The organism is Sphingomonas daechungensis (assembly GCF_039543105.1).
GTDB lineage: Bacteria > Pseudomonadota > Alphaproteobacteria > Sphingomonadales > Sphingomonadaceae > Sphingomicrobium > Sphingomicrobium daechungense.
Genome location: NZ_BAABJC010000001.1, coordinates 89,953 through 107,651 on the forward strand (window position 1 = coordinate 89,953; position 17,699 = coordinate 107,651).

Below are 17,699 nucleotides of genomic sequence, written 5' to 3' on the forward strand. Positions count from 1 at the left end.
CCAGATGCTCCTGCGCAGGCAGGAGCCCAGTACCTATATTGAAGACTGACTGGGCCCCTGCCTTCGCAGGGGCACAAGGAAGGAAGAAGACATGGCTGAGATTACGGCCGGATCAGTGAAGGAACTCCGTGAGCGCACCGGCGCCGGGATGATGGACTGCAAGAAGGCGCTCGCCGAGAACAACGGTGAGATGGAAGCCGCCATCGACTGGCTGCGCGCCAAGGGCCTTGCCGCCGCCGCCAAGAAAGCTGGCCGCACGGCCGCCGAGGGTCTCGTCGGCGTTGCCGTCGCGGGTGTCCGCGGCGCCGTCGTCGAAGTGAACTCGGAAACGGATTTCGTCGCCAAGAACGAGATCTTCCAGGATTTCGTTCGCAACGTTGCACAGCTTGCGCTCGAGAACGGTGACGATGTTGAGGCGCTGTCCAACGCGTCCTACCCCTCGGGTGGCACGGTTTCCGAAGTGCTGACCGATAACATCGCCAAGATTGGCGAGAACCAGTCGCTGCGTCGCGCTGCGGTTCTGGAAGTGAAGGAAGGCGTCGTCGTTCCTTACGTCCACAACCAGGTCGTTCCGGGCCTCGGCAAGATCGGCGTCCTCGTCGCTCTTGAAAGCGCTGCGCCGTCGGAGACGCTGGTTGCGCTCGGCAAGCAGATCGCGATGCACGTCGCGGCTGCGAACCCGCTTGCGCTCAACGCGGACGACCTCGACGCCGACCTGATCGAGCGTGAGCGCTCGATCGCGATGGAAAAGGCGAAGGAAAGCGGCAAGCCGCAGAACATCGTCGAGAAGATGGTCGAAGGCGGTCTCGCGAAGTTCCGAAAGGACAATGCGCTCACATCGCAGCTGTTCGTGATGGACGGCAAGACCCCGGTCGCCGACGTCATCGCCCAGGCGGGCAAGGAAGCCGGCACTCCGGTGACGCTCGCCAGCTTCGTTCGCTTCCAGCTCGGCGAAGGCATCGAGAAGAAGCAGGACGATTTCGCCGCCGAGGTTGCAGCGGCCGCCGGCGTCAAGAAAGACGAGCCGGTCGCTTAAGCCAGCAAGGCAGTTGGAAAATGGGGCGGGCGCGCTAAAGCGGGTCCGCCCTTTTCGTATCCGAAGGATTTCAAGGCCGCATGACCCGCCCGCGATTTAATCGGATCCTCCTCAAGCTCTCGGGCGAAGCGCTTATGGGGCAGGGCCAATTCGGCATCGATCCGGACGCTGCCGCGGGGCTGGCGAGCGAGATCGCAGCGGCAAAGGCCAAGGGACACGAGCTTTGCCTGGTCGTCGGTGGCGGCAACATCTTCCGCGGCATGGCCGCTGCGGCCAAGGGTTTCGATCGAGCCACGGCCGACTACATGGGTATGCTGGCGACGGTCATGAATGCGCTGGCGCTTCAGAATGCACTGGAGAAGCAGGGCGTCGACACGCGGGTGATGTCCGCGATTCCAATGGCCAGCGTTTCCGAGCCATACATCCGCCGCCGGGCGCTGCGGCACCTCGAAAAGGGCCGCATCGTCCTGTTCGCCGCGGGAACCGGCAACCCGTACTTTACGACCGACACGGCCGCTGCTTTGCGCGCCGCCGAGATGGGTTGCGACGCCTTGTTTAAGGGCACCAGCGTCGATGGCATCTACAATGCCGATCCGAAGAAGAAGGCAGACGCCACACGCTACGAAAGCCTAAGCTTCAACAAGGTTTTGAGCGACGACCTTAAGGTCATGGATGCGGCAGCTGTTGCGCTTTGCCGCGACAACAATATTCCGATCGTGGTGTTCAACATCCGCCAGCCCGGCAACCTCGCAGAGGTTATCGAGGGCCGCGGGACCGCTACGGTCGTCAAGGGAGAGAATGAATGACGACGAGTATCGACAAGGCCGACATCCAGCGCCGGATGCATGGCGCTTTCGAAGCGCTGAAGCACGATCTGGCCGGTCTTCGCACCGGACGCGCCTCGGTCGCGCTGCTCGATCCCATCCAGGTCGAAGTCTATGGGGCCAACATGCCGCTGAATCAGGTGGCGACGGTGTCCGTCCCCGAAGCGCGCATGCTGTCCGTGCAGGTGTGGGACCGTTCGAACGTTCAGCCTGTCGAGAAGGCCATCCGCTCTGCCGGTCTCGGCCTCAATCCGATCACAGACGGCCAGATGATCCGGCTTCCTATTCCCGAACTGACGGAAGAGCGTCGCAAGGAGCTTGCCAAGCTGGTCGGCCAGTACGCCGAGAAAGCGAAGATCGCTGTCCGCAATGTCCGGCGTGACGGGATGGAGCATCTCAAGGCCGACGAGAAGAAGCACGAGATCAGCGAGGACGAGCGCAAGCGGCTCGAGAATGACGTGCAGAAGATGACGGACGACACGATCAAGGAAATCGATGCCGCTGCAGAAACCAAGGAGAAGGAAATCCTCGGCAAGTGAGCCCCGCGGCCGCTCCCGACAAAGCTGGGCGGCCGGCCAGGGAAGATGGCTCGGTCCCGCGCCATGTCGCGATTATCATGGACGGCAATGGCCGTTGGGCGAAAAAGCGGGGGCTTCCCCGCGTAGCCGGGCATCGGGCTGGCGCGGAAGCCGTACGTCGTACCCTGAGAGCAGCCGTCAAGAATGGCGTTGAAGTGGTCACGCTTTATGCCTTTTCTTCCGAGAACTGGCGCCGGTCAGAGGAAGAGGTTTCCGACCTCAAGGGCCTGCTCGGCTACTATCTCGAACGGGAACTCGAATCGCTCGCCAAGGAAGGCGTCCGTCTCAAGCTGATTGGCGACTATTCGGCATTTGGTCCTGACCTGTCCAAGCGACTGGAAAAGGCGATGACCAAGCTTCAGCCCAGTAATCGGCTGACGCTGGTCGTTGCACTCAATTACGGGTCGCGCGCAGAAATTGCGCAAGCTGCTCAAAAGCTTGCGGTCAAAGTCGGGGAGGGCAGTCTCGACCCATCGGCGATCGACGAGAGCCTGGTTGCGGCGGAACTTCAGACCAACGACCTGCCCGAGCTTGATCTCCTTATCCGCACATCGGGCGAAGTCCGGCTCTCCAATTTCCTTCTCTGGCAGGCGGCCTACGCGGAGTTGATGTTCACGCCGACGCTCTGGCCGGATTTTGGCGAAGCCGAGTTCGAGGCGGCCATCGATCAGTACGCTTCGCGCGAAAGGCGGTTCGGCGGCCGGTGAGGGAGCTTCTCACTCGCATCATCTCAGGCATTGCCATGATTCTCATCGCCCTCGGAGCGGCGGTGGTGGGAGGCTATTACTTCGCCGTTCTGGTGGCCGCGGCGGCAACCGCGATGTTCTACGAATGGATGAGGATTGTTCGCGGCTGGGGCATTCATTGGGCGATCGGCGGCTTCGTCTACGCGCTGCTTCCAGCCATTGCCTTGCTGTGGATCCGGGACCGCAGCGGAGATCACGGTCTTTCATTGCTCCTCTGGGCATTCATCGTGACCTGGGCGACGGATATCGGTGCCTATTTCGTTGGCCGCAGCTTTGGCAAACGAAAGCTGGCGCCATCGATCAGCCCCGGGAAGACCATCGAGGGGCTCTGGGGGGGAGTCGCTGCGGCGGCGATATTTGGCGGAGCATGGGTCTTGGCAACCGGCCTTGGAAAGCCGCTTCTCCTCCTGGCGCCGTTGTTCGCAATTGCGGCACAAGCCGGCGACCTGTTTGAAAGCAAGCTTAAGCGCAGGGCTGGGGTGAAGGACTCCGGAAGTATCTTGCCGGGCCACGGCGGCGTGCTGGACCGGCTGGACGGACTGGTGCCCGTTGCCGTGCTGACGTTCGCGGCACAGGTCTTGGGACTGGCATGAGGAAGGTATCGATCCTCGGAGCCACCGGCTCCATCGGCAAGTCGACCCTCGACCTGATCGAACGATCATCGGAGGAATTCGAGGTCGTCGCACTGACCGCCGCCGTCAACGCTGAGGCCTTGGCTGACGCAGCGCGGAGGACAAACGCCAAGCTTGCGGTCATCGCCGACGAGAGCCGGCTTTACGTGTTGCGAGATGCTTTGAAAGGTACGAGCTGCCAAGCGGCGGCCGGCGTGGAGGCGCTCGTCGACGCAGCGACCGGTGACGCGGACCTCGTCATGGCCGCCATCGTCGGCTGCGCGGGCCTTGCTCCAACCATGGCAGCCGTCGAGGCCGGAAAGACCGTCGCTCTCGCCAACAAGGAAGCATTGGTCACCGCCGGCGACCTGATGACCGAAGCCGCTAAGGCCAGCGGCTCCACACTCTTGCCGGTCGATAGCGAGCATAACGCCATCTTCCAGTCTCTCGCCGGAAGCCGGAGCGAAGACGTTTCGCGCATCATATTAACGGCGAGCGGCGGACCTTTCCGGACCGCGACTTCAGATGCAATTGACGCCGCGACGCCGGCCCAGGCCGTCGCCCATCCGAATTGGAGCATGGGCGCCAAGATTTCGGTCGATTCCGCGACTCTGATGAACAAGGGGCTGGAGTTGATCGAGGCCCACTATCTGTTCGGGCTTCCGTCGGAGCGGATCGACATCCTCATTCACCCGCAATCAGTGATCCACTCGCTGGTGGAATATATCGATGGATCGGTCCTGGCCCAGCTCGGGTCGCCGGACATGCGCATTCCGATCGCCTACGCTCTGGCTTATCCTGCCCGCATGCCGACACCCGCGCAGAAACTCGACCTGGCCAGCATCGCAAGATTGGATTTCGAGGAGCCCGACACGACACGCTTCCCGGCGCTCCGACTTGCCCGGGAGGCCCTGGAAGAGGGGGGCTCCGCGCCAGCTGTCCTCAACGCGGCTAATGAGGTCGCCGTTGCAAGCTTTCTCGGCGGCGAGATCGCATTTCCGGACATCAGCCGGCTCGTCGAGACTGCGCTGGAAGACAACGGCCGCCAAGCACCGCAGTCCATCGAAGACGTCTATGAAATCGACCGCGAAGTGCGCAGTGGAGTTATGGCCATGATCAAGGAACTCTGCGCCTGATGCTTTCGCAACCGCCAATCTGGCTGATCCTCGTCGCGTTCGTTTGCGCGCTGGGACCGCTCGTGTTCATTCATGAGTTCGGCCATTACCTCGTTGCACGCTGGTTTGGCGTTGGTGCCGAAACCTTCTCGATTGGATTCGGCCGGGAAATCACGGGTTGGACCGACAAGCGTGGCACGCGATGGAAGGTCGGGTGGCTTCCGCTCGGCGGCTATGTGAAATTTGTCGGCGACGAGCATGAGGCCAGCGCGCCAGGCGATCTCAACAAGCTGACCCCGGAAGAGCGCGAGCGAAGCTTTCATTTCAAGCCGATCTGGCAGCGATTCCTGATCGTGCTCGCAGGCCCGATGTCGAACTTCATCCTGGCGATCCTGATTTTCGCGATTTTCTTCGCGGCATTCGGAGCTCCGCGAACACCGCCAGTCGTGAATGAGATCGAGCCCGGCAGTCCAGCAGCGACGGCTCAAATCCAGCAGGGCGATCGCATCCTGTCGATCGGCGGGCGGGATACGCCGACATTCGAGGAACTCAGGAACTACATCGTGATCCGTCCCGGCGAGAACGTCACGGTTCGACTCGAACGGGAACAGGAGATCAAGGAAATCCAGGTCACGCTCGGAACGGATATTGAGAAAGACCGGTTCGGCCAAAGCTACAAGAGAGGCCTCCTCGGCGTTTCGCCCGTCGATGCAGTTTATGAACCAGTCCCGGCGATTCAACTGATCCCGACCGCCACCGCCTATGTCGTCAAGCTCACGCGGACGATGCTGGTGGCGCTTTGGCAAATCATCACCGGCAGGCGATCCGTGAAGGAACTCGGCGGTCCGCTGAAGATCGCGCAAATCGCCGGACAGCAGGCCACGCTCGGTCTCATTCAGTTCGTCAGCCTCGTCGCACTGCTTTCAATTAATCTCGGATTCATCAACCTCTTGCCAGTCCCAGTGCTGGATGGTGGACATCTCCTCTTTTACGGAATCGAGGCTGTCCGGCGAAAGCCGGTCAGTCCCGAAGCACAAGACTGGGCCTTCCGAGGCGGTCTCGCATTCATCCTGGCCTTGCTCATTTTCACAACCGTCAACGATTTGGGGTCGTTCGGCTTGTGGGAACGGCTTGGGCGCTTGATTGGCTAGGTTGGTTAGGGCAGGGCTGCACACCATTCCCGCGGACCGCTGAGGGGCGGCCGCTGATTCTTGCATAAAAGGCGGGGACGCGTGATTTCAAAGCGGAAGTTTGTTGGCAGGCGCGCTGGAGCCGTCTTCCTTGTTGGAACGTCACTGGGCGGCTGGTCGATGCCGCTCATGGCGCAAGCGCAGCAGTCCGATCCCCTCGCTCCACAAACCGCTGCGCCGGCACCTCAGCCAGCTGCTCCCGCACCCGCAGCTGCTCAGCCACCGGCGCCTACGTCCGGAATGATTCGGTCGATCGCGGTCAGGGGCAGCCAGCGCCTCGAGGCGGAAACCATTCGCTCGTACGCCAACCTCGCGCCGGGCCAGAACTATACAGCCGAGACCTTGGATACGGCCCTCAAGGATCTCTACGCGACCGAACTCTTCTCCGACGTGGTGATCACGGGCGCGGAAACCGGCAACATCGTCATTACAGTCCAGGAAAATCCGGTCATCAACCGCATTATTCTGGAGGGCAACAAGCGGATCAAGGACGACAAGATCGTCCCCGAGATCAAGCTAAAGCCGCGCGAGATCTTTACTCGCTCGAAGGTGCGCGCCGACGTCGAACGCATCGTCGAACTGTACAAGCGCCAGGGTCGTTTCGCGGCGACGGTCGAACCGAAAATCGTCAACCTGGAGCAGAACCGCGTCGACCTGGTCTTCGAAGTCTACGAAGGGGACAAGTCGAAGGTTCGGAGCATCAACATCATCGGCAATGAGGCGTTCAAGGACGACCGCCTCAAGAAGGAGATGTTCACGAAGCAGGCGGGCGGCGTTCTCGGCTTCCTGAAGTCGAACGACAGCTACGATCCCGATCGGCTCGCGGCCGACCAGCAGAAGCTGCGCGCTTTCTACCTGACCGAAGGCTATGCCGATTTCCGTGTCGTCTCGGCCCTTGCCGAGCTGACGCCGGACCGCCGCGACTTCGTCATCACCTACGTCGTCGAGGAAGGTCCGCGCTACAAGCTCGGCCCGATCGAAGCCGAAAGCGCCCTGCGCGACCTCCCGCCGGAGAAGATCAAGGAAATCGTGAAGCTTGAGCCCGGCGGCTGGTTCAACGCGAAAGCCGTCGAAGACGCGGTCACCAAGCTGAACGAAGAAGCTGGAAACCTCGGCTACGCTTTCGCCGACATCAACCCGGCCTACGAGCGTGACGCCGAGAAGCACGAGATGGGCATCACGTTCCGGGTCGGCGAGACGCCGCGTACCTATGTCGAGCGCATCGACATTTCCGGAAACACTTCCACGCGCGACAAGGTCATCCGCCGCGAGTTCCGCGTCAACGAAGGCGATGCATTCAACGCGCTCAAGGTTAAGCGCTCGCAGGACCGGCTTCAGTCGCTCGGTTTCTTCCAAGAGAACCTGGAGGTGAAGCAGACGGAAGGCTCGACCCCCGACAAGGTCGTCCTTGGCCTCAATGTCGAGGAAAAGTCGACCGGTGAGCTTCAGCTCTCGGCCGGTTATTCGAGCCTCGAGAAGTTCATCCTTTCGTTCTCGATCGCGCAGCGCAACTTCATGGGCAAGGGCCAGGAGCTGAACGCTGGCGTGAACTGGTCGCGCTACTCCAAGTCGATTCAGCTTGGCTTTGTCGAACCGTACTTCCTCGACAAGAACATTCTGCTGGGCGGCGATATTTTCCGTCGCGATTACAACAGCTTCAACTATGTCGGGAATTCCCGGAACACGACGTATTCCCAGACCAGCACGGGTACTGCTTTGCGGCTCGGTTTCCCGCTGACCGAATATATGACGCTGGGTACCCGCTATTCGCTGGTCCAGGACAATATCACGCTGGACGAGAACACGTTTTACACGGACCCGGATCTTGTCGCCGATCCGGACGGAAACGGCCCACTTACGGGTAGCAACGGGCCTCTTCCCCCACAGTGTGACCCCCGGAAGGCAGGTCAGTACCTCTGCGACGAGGTGGGCAAGCGCCTGACGTCCGCGATTGGATATTCGCTTGTCTACAACGACACGGACGGCATCCGTCCCACGCGCGGTCAGTCCGTCGTGCTGTCGCAGGACTTCGCCGGGCTAGGCGGTGACGTGAAGTACATCCGCAGCCGACTTACCGGCATCAAATATTGGCAGCTTGGCTTGCTTGGCGGTGGCTGGGTCCTTTCGGCCCGTGCTGAGGGTGGTTACATCCATCCGCTGGAAAAATCCCCTTCAACGGGCAGCGATCCGATCCGGATCACCGACCGCTTCTTCGGCACGCAGCTGCGTGGCTTCGACATCCGCGGCATCGGTCCACGCATCATTCGCGAGCAATATGCGGCGGATGGCACGATCGACACGAGCCAGAAGAACCAGGTCAGCGACGCCTTGGGCGGCCGCGCATACTACATGGGTCGTATCGAGCTGGAATTCCCGACCAACTCGTCGCTCAAGAGCTTCGGCCTTCGTCCATCGGCGTTCATCGACGTCGGTTCGGTGTGGAGACTCACGACCCCCGTCACTGAAGACATCATCAAGTTCTGCTACAAGTCGGCGGCCCCTACGCAGGAAATCCGGCCACCGAGCACGAACCTCGACTGCGCCCAGTTCGGGGCAGGCTACGACAACACCAATTCATCGCCGGGTTTCCGGGAGCGTTACGTTGGCGATTCCGCCAGGCCGCGTCTCTCGATCGGTATCGGCGTGAACTGGGTCTCGCCGTTCGGTCCGCTGCGGATCGACATCGCCAAGGCCCTCCTGAAGACAGAGGGTGACGAAACCAAATTGTTCAGCTTCAACGTAGGAACTCAATTCTAATGCGCAAAATCGTCTTACTCGCCGCTGCTGCGGCAACCGTTGCCATTCCCGCCGCTGTCAACGCACAGGCTCGTGGTGGCATTATCATCGTCGACACGGACCAGATCCTGAAGACCTGCACCGCGTGCACGTCGGCAGCTTCGCAGCTTCAGCAGAAGCAGTCGACGCTCCGCAGCCGTGCACAGACGCTGCAGACGCAGCTGACCACGGAAGGCAAGCCGATCCAGGATGCTTTCCAGGCTCTCAACGGCAAAAAGCCCGATGCGGCCCTCCAGGCCCGGATCGACGCTTTCCAGACCAAGGAAGCGAACGCCCGCAAGGAGCTCGCGACTTCTGAGCAGCAGCTGCAGTCGACTGCCCAAAACGTGCAGCAGCAGATCGCTGGCCGCCTCGTGCAGATCGTCGAGCAGGTTCGCGCCCGCCGCGGTGCTGCACTCGCGGTTTCGAAGGACGCTACGCTAGCCAATGACCCCACTGGGGATGTCACCAGCGAGGTTCTGGCCGCTCTCAACAGCGCGCTGCCTTCAGTCAGCGTCACGCCGTTGCCGCAGCAGCAGCAACAGCAGCCGCAGGGACGCTAAGTCGAATGTCGGAAGGCGCCGCCCTCGGTCCGCTTGATGTGAAGCGGGTGATGGCGGCGCTTCCACATCGCTACCCCCTGTTGCTTGTCGATCGGGTCGAGACCCTCGTCCCCGATCAGTCGATCGTCGCAATCAAGGCCGTGACGATAAACGAGCAGTTCTTCCAGGGTCATTTCCCAGGCCGTCCGATCATGCCGGGCGTCCTCATCGTCGAGGCGATGGCGCAGGCCGCCGGCGTGCTCGCGGTGGAGTCCCTTGGCCTCGCAAACTCCGGCAAGCTCGTCTACTTCATGGCGATCGACGGCGCAAAGTTTCGCACGCCGGTCGAACCCGGCGTCCTTCTCAAGCTCGAAGTCGAGTTCGTTCAGAAGCGGTCGTCTGTCTGCAAGTTCGCGGGCAAAGCGACGATCGACGGCAAGCTTGCCGCCGAGGCGAACTTCACGGCGATGATCGCCGATCCGCCTACCGCCTAAGCGTCTTCGAGGATACGCCAACCCGCTTGGACCCGATCGATCCTGAACGCTTTCGAAAGCTTCGGGGAGTTCAATATTTCCTCGGGGCTGCCATCCGCGGCAACGCTTCCGCGATCAATCAAGATCACGCGGTCGAATTCTGCAACCTGATCGAGGTCGTGAACCGAGACCAGCGCTGATGACGCATGCGCCGCGGTTTCGGACCGCAAGATCTTGAGGGTCTTCAGTACCCAATACGGGTCCAAGTTCGACAAGGGCTCATCGAGCAGAAGCAAGCTGGGGCAAGCTGCGAGCGCCCGAGCTATGAGCGCACGCGCTCTTTCGCCCGTCGATAAGCGACTCACCGGGCGGTCGACTAGGGCTTGCAACTCAAGCTGCTCGATCAGTCGCTCGATTCTGCCGGGATCAGGCGACGATAACCCGAGGGCAATCACGTCACGCACGGATATCGGCCAGATCACATTACGCGACGCCGGCAGGAAAGACAGAAGACGCATGCGCCTGGAAGGCGACGCTTCGTCGGGGCTTTCTCCGCAAACTCTCACTGTGCCAGAGGTTGCTTCAATTCCAGCTAGTGCCCGAAGCAAGCTCGTTTTCCCCGAGCCATTCGGCCCTATGATCGCGATCATTTTTGACGGGCCAACCTCCAGGCTGGTCCTGTTCAGCCGCCTTGCCAGCTCAACATCTCGCGCTTCGAGAATCGGCGTCATGACGTCACCGTTCGGCGCATCCGGATCACGATCCAGATAAACAGCGGAGTCCCGATGGCCGTCGTGATGACACCAACCGGGATCGACCGCCCCGCGGGAGCAAGCCGGACGAGCAGGTCAGCCGAAGTCAGCAGGATTCCTCCGATTGCGGCGGCCGGTACCAGCGCTCGTCCCGGGTGCCCGCGAACCATGGCCCTCGCCAGGAATGGCGCAATCAGGCCGACGAAGGCGATCGCACCGCAGACCGAAACACAGGCACCTACAGCAATCGCGCTCAAAGTGACGACCTCTACCGCGAGGCGACGGGGCCGGTATCCGATCGAAGCAAGAACATCGTCGCCCAAGGCCATCATGTCGAGCGCCTGTGCTCTGCGGACAAGCAGGATTGAAGCTATCGAGGCCGGCACGAGCGCAGCCAAGGCTTGCGGCATGCCTCGATCCACGAAGCTTCCCATCAGCCACTCGAAGCTATCGTAGAAGGCAAAAGGAGAAGGTGCGAGGGCGAGCAAGAGGCTGGTTCCAGCGCTTGCCGCCAGCGCGATCGCGACGCCGGCTAGAAGCAGCGTCGCGGTTTCGCTCCGCCGCCCGGCGAGTGCGATTAGGACCGCGAGCGCGACAAGGGCTCCGAGCGCTCCGCAGGCCGCGAGAGCAAGTGGACCGCTGATGCCGAGCCAATATGCTCCTGCGACTGCGCCAAGCGCGGCCCCGCTGCTACTCCCCGTGATGTCCGGAGAGGCGAGGGGGTTGGCGAACGTCGCCTGCAGAGCGGCCCCGGTAAGGCCGAGAACGGCTCCATATCCCAATGCCAGAAGGGTTCGTGGAAGGCGGAGTTCCTGGATCAACATCCAGGCGAGGCCTGGATCGGCGCGGCGTGTCTCAAGCAGACTGCCAATGGGCAAGACGAGGCTGAGCGCTGCCGCGAGCGCAATCCCGGCTGCCAGGAGGAGAACCGATCTTCGGCTCATCGGATCAGTGAGCGCAGGCGCTCGATCTCAGGGATTACCAGCGGTCCCATGCACGTCCACCCTCGCCCATCCACTTCGACGCGCCTGGACTTGGCATTGCGGACGATCGGATGGCTGAGCCATGCGGCACCTCGTGAGAACTGTCCGCTCCGGTAGCGGCTCTGCACCAGCACGGCAGGCGGACGCACGAGGATGGTTTCGAGCGAGACGCGATCGCCTTGCAAGGGTCGTTGCTTCAGGCCAGCCAGGCGCATCCAGTCGGCACCCACGCTGGGGACGGCGATGGTCTGCCCAGCGCCGCCGATCCAGATTGCGTCCATCTGACGCGACCGAGCGGTGCTCCGCACATAATCCAGTCTCTTCAGCCATGCGCGAGCGCGGCCAGGATCGCCGATTGCGTCCGCTACCGCCCGGAGGTTCCAGGAGACGTCTTCAAGCTTGCTGACGGGTCTAAGGTCGACGGCCCTGATGCCAAGGCGGGAGGCGATCAGCGAACTCGCCCGCCCACCGCCCCCCATCGAGAGCACAACCGCAGGCCTCTTTGCGAGCACATCCTCGAGCGAGCCGCGATTGGCGTGATGACCCTGTGCCAGCTTCCAGAGCGGGGACTCCTGCGGATCCTGCGACAGGAAGCTGACACTGGCGATCTCCGACGGCTTCGCGAGCAGGAGGAGATATTCGTCCGTGCAGAGGTTGAGGGAAGCGACGCTAACGGCCGCGAGCAAGGCGGATGCCGCCATAAATGCTCCTCCCTTCCGTCCGATACCCGAGCGCATCCTGATAATTCGCGTCGAAGGCGTTGGCGACACGAGTGAACAGCTGCACGCCTCTCGTGACTTCGAAGCCAAGGCGGGCGCCCGCCAGCCAGTATGAACCCAGCCTCACTCGCTGATAGGGGAAGACATCAAAGTCCGTGTCGATGCGGCTGCCGACGTAGGCCATCGACGCTCCGTAAGTGAAGCGATCGATCCGTCCGTCTGCGCTGATCGCGCCACTATGTTTCGGTCGCCGCGCCTCGCGGATCCCAGAGCCGAGGTCGTTCGGTTCACTGGCTCTCACGTACGAATAATTGGCCGAAATTCGCAGTTTCTCTCCCAGTGACCAGTCCGCTTGTGCCTCGATACCGGAGCGGCGGCTCGCAGTTTTGCGGTTGTCGGTGCTGGAGAGAAACGTACTCGGATCGAAGGTGTCGATGATCTCGTCCTTGAGCCGCTGGCGATAGGCCGTGAGCGATGCGCCAAAACTGGCCTTGCGGTATCGCAGCGATCCTTCGAATTCGCGTGAATTCTCCGGCTTAAGTGACGGATTTCCAACGAATGAGTTGGGAAAGAATCCGAAGAGATCGAAGAAGGTTGGTTGGGCGATTCCTTCGCCGTACGAGCCTGCGATGGAGAAGCCACGGCCGACCTTCGCAAGGAGCGAAGCCCGGATCGTCGTCGCGTCCTTGAACCGGTTGAAGGCGTCGTGACGGACGGCGAGATCAGCCGAAATCGGTCCTGCGTCCGCGCGCCATTCGCCTGTCAATGACGAGTGCTTCCGGCTCTGGTCCTGGTCCGTCGCACCCCCGAAGTTGATGTCTCGCGCCTTGAAATCTTCGGTCTCGTGATCCGCCGCCAGGATGAAGCGATGGTCGACATCCCCTGTGCGGAAGCGATGCTGGACCTGCGCATCTAGAGCGGATCGTGTCCCCGACGTCCGGTTGAGCTCGATATCATCGAGGGAGTTGCGATTGCGGGAGGAGAGGAACGAACCGCCGACACGGCCGCTCCAGGATGCGTCCGCCTCCCCGATTTCAGTCCATAAGCGAGCAGCGCTGAGGCGGTTTCGGCTGCTGTCGAATGTATCCGTATGCTGGAAAGGCGGGTTGGGATTGTACCCATCGAACTCGCTTCGCCCCGAAAGGCTGAACGCAGCGGCGCCGAGTTTCACGCCCGGCCCGAGCGTCCAGCTCCCCCTGACGCGAGCGGACAGATTTCGGTATCCGTCCTTGTCGCCGTTGCCGTCGAAGGCGTCGATGCCGCTCGCTTTTTGCCAACCAATGCCAGCCGAAAGGTCTCCCTGCTCGCTGGCGATCGAGCCGGACGCCGAGCCCCGAAGGAAACCGAAGGACCCGCCTTCAAATCCGACCGCGTAGGAACTGCCTCGCGCGGCAAGGCCGTTGACGGCGACGACACCTCCAACTGCCTCGGAACCCCAAAGCGCCGATTGCGGCCCTCGCACCACCTCGATCCTCGAAGCGAGATCGGAGTTCAGCAGCTCGAACCGCGGCTGGTTCCCGGTCGCGGGATCGTTGGCACGAATGCCGTCGACGAAGAGTAGGGTGTGGTTATTCTCCGAGCCACGAATCCGCACCTCGGTCAGGGAGCCGGCAGGGCCCGACGTCGACACGGAAACAGATGGAGTCAACCTGAGTAAGCTGGGGATCAGCGGGTCACCAAGCCGCTCAATGGTGCGACCATCGATAATGCTGACGCTCGCGGGCGTGTCGGCGGCCTGTTCGGGTGCTCTTTCTGCGGTGATTACGATTTCGGTGCTTGGAACTGCGTCGATCACTTCATCCTCCTTTGACGAACGTGTCGTCGCAGAGGATGCGAAGCACCCACGCCCTACGGCTGGTCCCGGCCGGAGAAACGGACGACGGACCAAGGCAAGTGTCTGACTCCCGTCCATTGGACGGACACAGTTGCGGGCACAGCGCCGGCTTCGTACCGGCTTCCTTCTTGGCCAGCGGCCGTAGCCGCCGGACCTCGATCCGCAGGTGGGACTACGAGGGGGAGCCGAGCCTTGTCAATTCGCGCTCTTTCCCCTAGGTGCGCCCGACATTCCCGGCTGCTGGTCGGAAACCAGCGCCAATTCAAGGAACATCCGCATGAAATCCGGTACCCATCCCGACTACCACACCATTACCGTCCAGATGACGGACGGCACGACCTTCCAGACGCGCTCCACGTGGGGCAAGGAAGGCGACACGCTGCACCTCGAGATCGATCCGACGTCGCACCCGGCGTGGACTGGCGGTTCGCAGCGCATGCTTGACGCTGGCGGCCAGGTAGCTCGCTTCAACAAGCGTTTCGGCGGCCTCTCGCTCGGCAAGAAGTAAGCCATGTCTCAGGCGCCGGTCCTCGAAACCGAGCGCCTGCGCTTGCGGCCGTGGCGGAAGGAAGACTTCCACCCGTATCATGCGCTCCTGCAGCATCCCGAGGTGCATCGGCACTTCGGTCCGCAGCCCATGGGCGCGGAGGAGTGCTGGCGCCGCCTGACCTCGGCTGTCGGCGGCTGGGATCTCAACGGCTTCGGGACCTGGGCTGTCGAACGGAAGGGCGACGGCAGGCTGGTTGGCAACGCCGGCATCTTCACCGCATGGCGCGACCTTGAGCCTGAGTTCGGCGAGGAGCCGGAGATGGGCTGGATTTTCGCGGCCGAGACCCACGGGCAGGGCATGGCCTCTGAAGCGTGCAGGGCGGTGCTCGGCTGGACAGAGGCTAACCTGGCACCAACGCCGATCTGGGCAATTATCGCCCCCGCGAACGAGCCGTCATTGAAGCTTGCCGCCAAGCTCGGCTTCGAGCGTGTTCAAGAAACGGCATACCACGACGATCCGACCGTCGTCCTCAAGCGCCCGGCCTGGTAGTTACCAGCCGCCACCACCGCCGCCGCCGCCACCTCCGCCGGACGATCCGCCCCCGCCCGAGCCGCTGCTCGATCCCGGTGCCGTCGATGCCGAGGTGACTGTACTTGCAAGCGAGGAGCCGACCGAGTCCGCGAAGCGGCCGGGGTTGTCCCACGGGCTATTCGAGCCGGAATACCAAGCGAAGCCTTGTTGCCCCTGCGCTGCAGCCGCCGCGAGGACGCCCGCGAACCGGTCTGCCCAGCGATTTTCTACGCCAAGAGCGATTGCGTAGGGGAGGTAGCGCTCGAAGAGCTCGGGCGTGTCCTGCGGCGGGTTCATCCGGTCCAGCCGCTCGCGCTCCGTGATCGACAGATAGTGTTTGAACCCTGCGATCTGGTCGAGAACCCTGCGGCCCTCCCTGGTCGGCGCTGCAATCCACCAGAAGGACGAGATAACGAGAGGCAGTGCCAATAGCGGCAGCAGGAGTGGCAGCCACCATCCCGTGTTGAGCGCCTCGATCACCAACGGACCGCCGACGAACAAGGCTGCCACCGAGGCGGCCGCCATGCCGAGCGAGAGAAGGCACTTTCCGGTCTTCGACGAGCCGTGGATGACCATTGCCAGCAGGGCCGCGACCGCAATTGCGCCCAAAGTCACCAGGATCCGCCAGATCGCCGCGCCATCGGTCGCCGCAACGACGGCAGCCGCGACGACCCAGAAGGCTGCAGCAAAAAGGATCAAGCCCGCCCCGGCCCAACCCCAATTGCGATTGAACATCACGCCTTCGTAAGAATTCTTCAAAACACCATCCAAACCCTTCTTGGCGGACGAGAATTTTTCATGATTCTTCTGAACCATCATGACCTGCTCTCCGGTCATTGCGATCTCTCTGAGGGCCGCTTCTTCTTCGGCTGGGAGCGGGGTGGGGCCGGCCAGGCGTTCGAGCATCGTCTTGTCGCTGGAGAAGAACCCGCCTTTCTCTTCCGACAGTCGAATATGCCCTCTTACGCCCATATCGACCAAGGCGGCCGCAAAGGCGCGGTCGTCGGCGCCCATCTTCACGATATAGCGCATGCCGGCAGGCGTCAGGTCGTCGGGTGGAGAGAAGAGGGGGACGACGGTTCCCGCTCGCGGGTTCCGGCCTGCTCGAGCCCACGCGAAGAAGTAGTAAATGCCCAGGCCGATGAGTGCCATGACGCCGACGACGGGCGGGCCGTAGTCGGCGATGAGCCATTTTGTGCGATCGGACTCGCTCGGCTCGTCCACCACTCCCTTCGGAAAGGCGACCGCAACAGTCAGGCCCTCGTACGGCCCAAGCGGCCCCGTCGTCTGGAAGACGATCTCGCCGGGCTTCTCCTCAGTCACTCTCGCCTGAGACTGCGTCGAGCCTTGGACGCCGGTATAGGCGGCGCGCTGACCGAACGCGACGGCAGAGGGCAAACGGATCCTCGCTTCGGCGAAATCGATGGGAAACTGCCAGCCGTTGCCGGTCACGTTCCAATAGAGCTCGTCATAATCCTTGAAGCGGCCGACCTGGCGCGTCGTCTCGTAGCGGATGACATAGCGATGATCGCCGATGTCGACGAACGTGTCGGGGTCGCCGATCTTTATCCTGACGCCGTTTGAAACCGTCTCCGTAGACGCAGGGACCGGCTGCCCGTCGAGCGTGGCACCCTTGAAGGTGAATCCGACGTGGACCTGGGAGCCGTTTCTCCCTCCATAGCGGGTCGGGAAATCCCGGAAGATTCCGTGATTGATGGCATTGCGCTCGGCATGAACGTCAATGGTTTCAGTGACCTGGAGGGAAGAATCCTTCTGGATCTGGACGTCGCTGATGAAGCGCTGAATTCGTTCGTCGGCGCTGGCCGGCGCGGCTGCCACCAGCAACGCAATGGCGGTGATAACCCGCAACGGACCACGCACTGTCAGGCGCCTTGGCGCGGGAAGGACACCTTGGGGGCGGACTGGATCGCCGGATCGTCGTCCTGATAGAAGGGCTCCTCATTGAAGCCCATCGGCCTCGCGATCATGACCGCGGGGAAACTCTGGATCGACGTGTTCAGGTCGCGAACCGTGGCGTTGTAATACCGCCGGGCGCCCTGAAGCTCGCCTTCGATGTTGGCGAGCTGATCCTGGAGTTGCAGGAAATTCGTGTTGGCCTTGAGTTCCGGATAGGCCTCAGCAACCGCGAACAGGCGGCCGAGAATTCCGGTCATCTGCGCGTCGGCCTGGGCGGTCGCTTCGACTCCGCCAGCATTCACAGAGGCTGCGCGGGCCTTCGAGACCTCCTCGAACACCTCACGCTCGTGGGTCGCGTAGCCCTGAACCGTCTCGACGAGATTCGGGATCAAGTCGGCACGGCGCCGAAGCTGTACTGTAATTCCGCTAAAGCCCTCTTTCACGAGGGCGCGGAGACGCACCAGCCGGTTGTAGATGCCGATGACGAGCACCAGCACGAGGACGACGACCGCAAGGACAATCCAGCCCAACATTCCCATGTGAT

The 17,699-nt window shown here is 62.2% G+C and carries 18 protein-coding genes and 1 riboswitch; of the genes, 12 read left to right on the forward strand and 6 right to left on the reverse strand.

Annotated elements, in window-relative coordinates; all coding sequences use genetic code 11:
* Window positions 1-91 precede the first annotated feature (91 nt).
* The 10 genes from tsf (at window position 92) to fabZ (ending at window position 9,911) form a co-directional block, all read left to right on the forward strand.
* A complete protein-coding gene (gene tsf / locus ABD928_RS00460) occupies window positions 92-1,036 on the forward strand; it encodes a translation elongation factor Ts (RefSeq protein WP_345165029.1) in 945 nt (314 codons plus the stop codon).
* 80 nt (window positions 1,037-1,116) lie between these two features.
* Window positions 1,117-1,842, forward strand: a complete 726-nt coding sequence (gene pyrH / locus ABD928_RS00465; RefSeq protein WP_187714017.1) for a UMP kinase — start codon at window positions 1,117-1,119, stop codon at window positions 1,840-1,842.
* On the forward strand, window positions 1,839-2,399 hold the full coding sequence (gene frr / locus ABD928_RS00470; RefSeq protein WP_187714018.1) for a ribosome recycling factor: 561 nt from the start codon (window positions 1,839-1,841) through the stop codon (window positions 2,397-2,399). The genes pyrH and frr overlap by 4 nt, the downstream gene beginning before the upstream one ends.
* On the forward strand, window positions 2,396-3,145 hold the full coding sequence (gene uppS, locus ABD928_RS00475; RefSeq protein WP_345165036.1) for a polyprenyl diphosphate synthase: 750 nt from the start codon (window positions 2,396-2,398) through the stop codon (window positions 3,143-3,145). Before frr ends, uppS begins: the two co-directional genes overlap by 4 nt.
* Before the next feature lie 35 nt (window positions 3,146-3,180).
* Entirely contained in the window at window positions 3,181-3,777 is a 597-nt protein-coding gene (locus ABD928_RS00480; protein WP_425569730.1) for a phosphatidate cytidylyltransferase, read from the forward strand.
* Complete coding sequence (locus ABD928_RS00485) at window positions 3,774-4,931, forward strand: 1-deoxy-D-xylulose-5-phosphate reductoisomerase (RefSeq protein ID WP_187714019.1); 1,158 nt, start codon at window positions 3,774-3,776, stop codon at window positions 4,929-4,931. Before ABD928_RS00480 ends, ABD928_RS00485 begins: the two co-directional genes overlap by 4 nt.
* Window positions 4,931-6,061, forward strand: a complete 1,131-nt coding sequence (gene rseP, locus ABD928_RS00490; protein ID WP_187714020.1) for an RIP metalloprotease RseP — start codon at window positions 4,931-4,933, stop codon at window positions 6,059-6,061. Before ABD928_RS00485 ends, rseP begins: the two co-directional genes overlap by 1 nt.
* A 159-nt stretch (window positions 6,062-6,220) precedes the next feature.
* On the forward strand, window positions 6,221-8,857 hold the full coding sequence (gene bamA, locus ABD928_RS00495; protein ID WP_345170113.1) for an outer membrane protein assembly factor BamA: 2,637 nt from the start codon (window positions 6,221-6,223) through the stop codon (window positions 8,855-8,857).
* Window positions 8,857-9,438, forward strand: a complete 582-nt coding sequence (locus ABD928_RS00500) for an OmpH/Skp family outer membrane protein (RefSeq protein ID WP_345165046.1) — start codon at window positions 8,857-8,859, stop codon at window positions 9,436-9,438. Before bamA ends, ABD928_RS00500 begins: the two co-directional genes overlap by 1 nt.
* A gap of 5 nt (window positions 9,439-9,443) precedes the next feature.
* The gene (fabZ, locus tag ABD928_RS00505) at window positions 9,444-9,911 is read left to right on the forward strand and encodes a 3-hydroxyacyl-ACP dehydratase FabZ (protein ID WP_223276683.1); all 468 of its coding nucleotides are present in this window, start codon (window positions 9,444-9,446) and stop codon (window positions 9,909-9,911) included.
* On the opposite strand, the gene ABD928_RS00510 is transcribed toward fabZ, so the two are convergent.
* The 4 genes from ABD928_RS00510 to ABD928_RS00525 are packed head-to-tail and all read right to left on the reverse strand — an operon-like array spanning window position 9,908 to window position 14,139.
* Window positions 9,908-10,621, reverse strand: coding sequence for an ABC transporter ATP-binding protein (locus ABD928_RS00510; RefSeq protein ID WP_345165052.1), 714 nt, complete (start codon window positions 10,619-10,621; stop codon window positions 9,908-9,910). The two genes, fabZ and ABD928_RS00510, sit on opposite strands and share 4 nt — an antisense overlap.
* Window positions 10,618-11,586: a FecCD family ABC transporter permease gene (locus ABD928_RS00515; protein WP_345165055.1), complete on the reverse strand. Its 969-nt coding sequence runs from the start codon at window positions 11,584-11,586 to the stop codon at window positions 10,618-10,620. Before ABD928_RS00515 ends, ABD928_RS00510 begins: the two co-directional genes overlap by 4 nt.
* Complete coding sequence (locus tag ABD928_RS00520) at window positions 11,583-12,326, reverse strand: substrate-binding domain-containing protein (RefSeq protein ID WP_345165058.1); 744 nt, start codon at window positions 12,324-12,326, stop codon at window positions 11,583-11,585. The genes ABD928_RS00515 and ABD928_RS00520 overlap by 4 nt, the downstream gene beginning before the upstream one ends.
* The gene (locus ABD928_RS00525) at window positions 12,295-14,139 is read right to left on the reverse strand and encodes a TonB-dependent receptor plug domain-containing protein (protein ID WP_345165060.1); all 1,845 of its coding nucleotides are present in this window, start codon (window positions 14,137-14,139) and stop codon (window positions 12,295-12,297) included. Before ABD928_RS00525 ends, ABD928_RS00520 begins: the two co-directional genes overlap by 32 nt.
* Before the next feature lie 76 nt (window positions 14,140-14,215).
* Window positions 14,216-14,351: riboswitch (cobalamin riboswitch) on the reverse strand.
* 104 nt (window positions 14,352-14,455) lie between these two features.
* On the opposite strand from ABD928_RS00525, the gene rpmE reads away from it, so the two are divergent.
* Entirely contained in the window at window positions 14,456-14,686 is a 231-nt protein-coding gene (gene rpmE / locus ABD928_RS00530; RefSeq protein ID WP_187714029.1) for a 50S ribosomal protein L31, read from the forward strand.
* Between the two features lie 3 nt (window positions 14,687-14,689).
* Window positions 14,690-15,217: a GNAT family N-acetyltransferase gene (locus ABD928_RS00535; RefSeq protein ID WP_345165064.1), complete on the forward strand. Its 528-nt coding sequence runs from the start codon at window positions 14,690-14,692 to the stop codon at window positions 15,215-15,217.
* Here ABD928_RS00535 and ABD928_RS00540 read toward each other — a convergent pair whose 3' ends face one another.
* On the reverse strand, window positions 15,218-17,119 hold the full coding sequence (locus ABD928_RS00540; protein ID WP_345165067.1) for a DUF2207 domain-containing protein: 1,902 nt from the start codon (window positions 17,117-17,119) through the stop codon (window positions 15,218-15,220).
* Between the two features lie 2 nt (window positions 17,120-17,121).
* Window positions 17,122-17,688, reverse strand: coding sequence for a LemA family protein (locus ABD928_RS00545; RefSeq protein WP_345165070.1), 567 nt, complete (start codon window positions 17,686-17,688; stop codon window positions 17,122-17,124).
* Window positions 17,689-17,699: the final 11 nt, after the last annotated feature.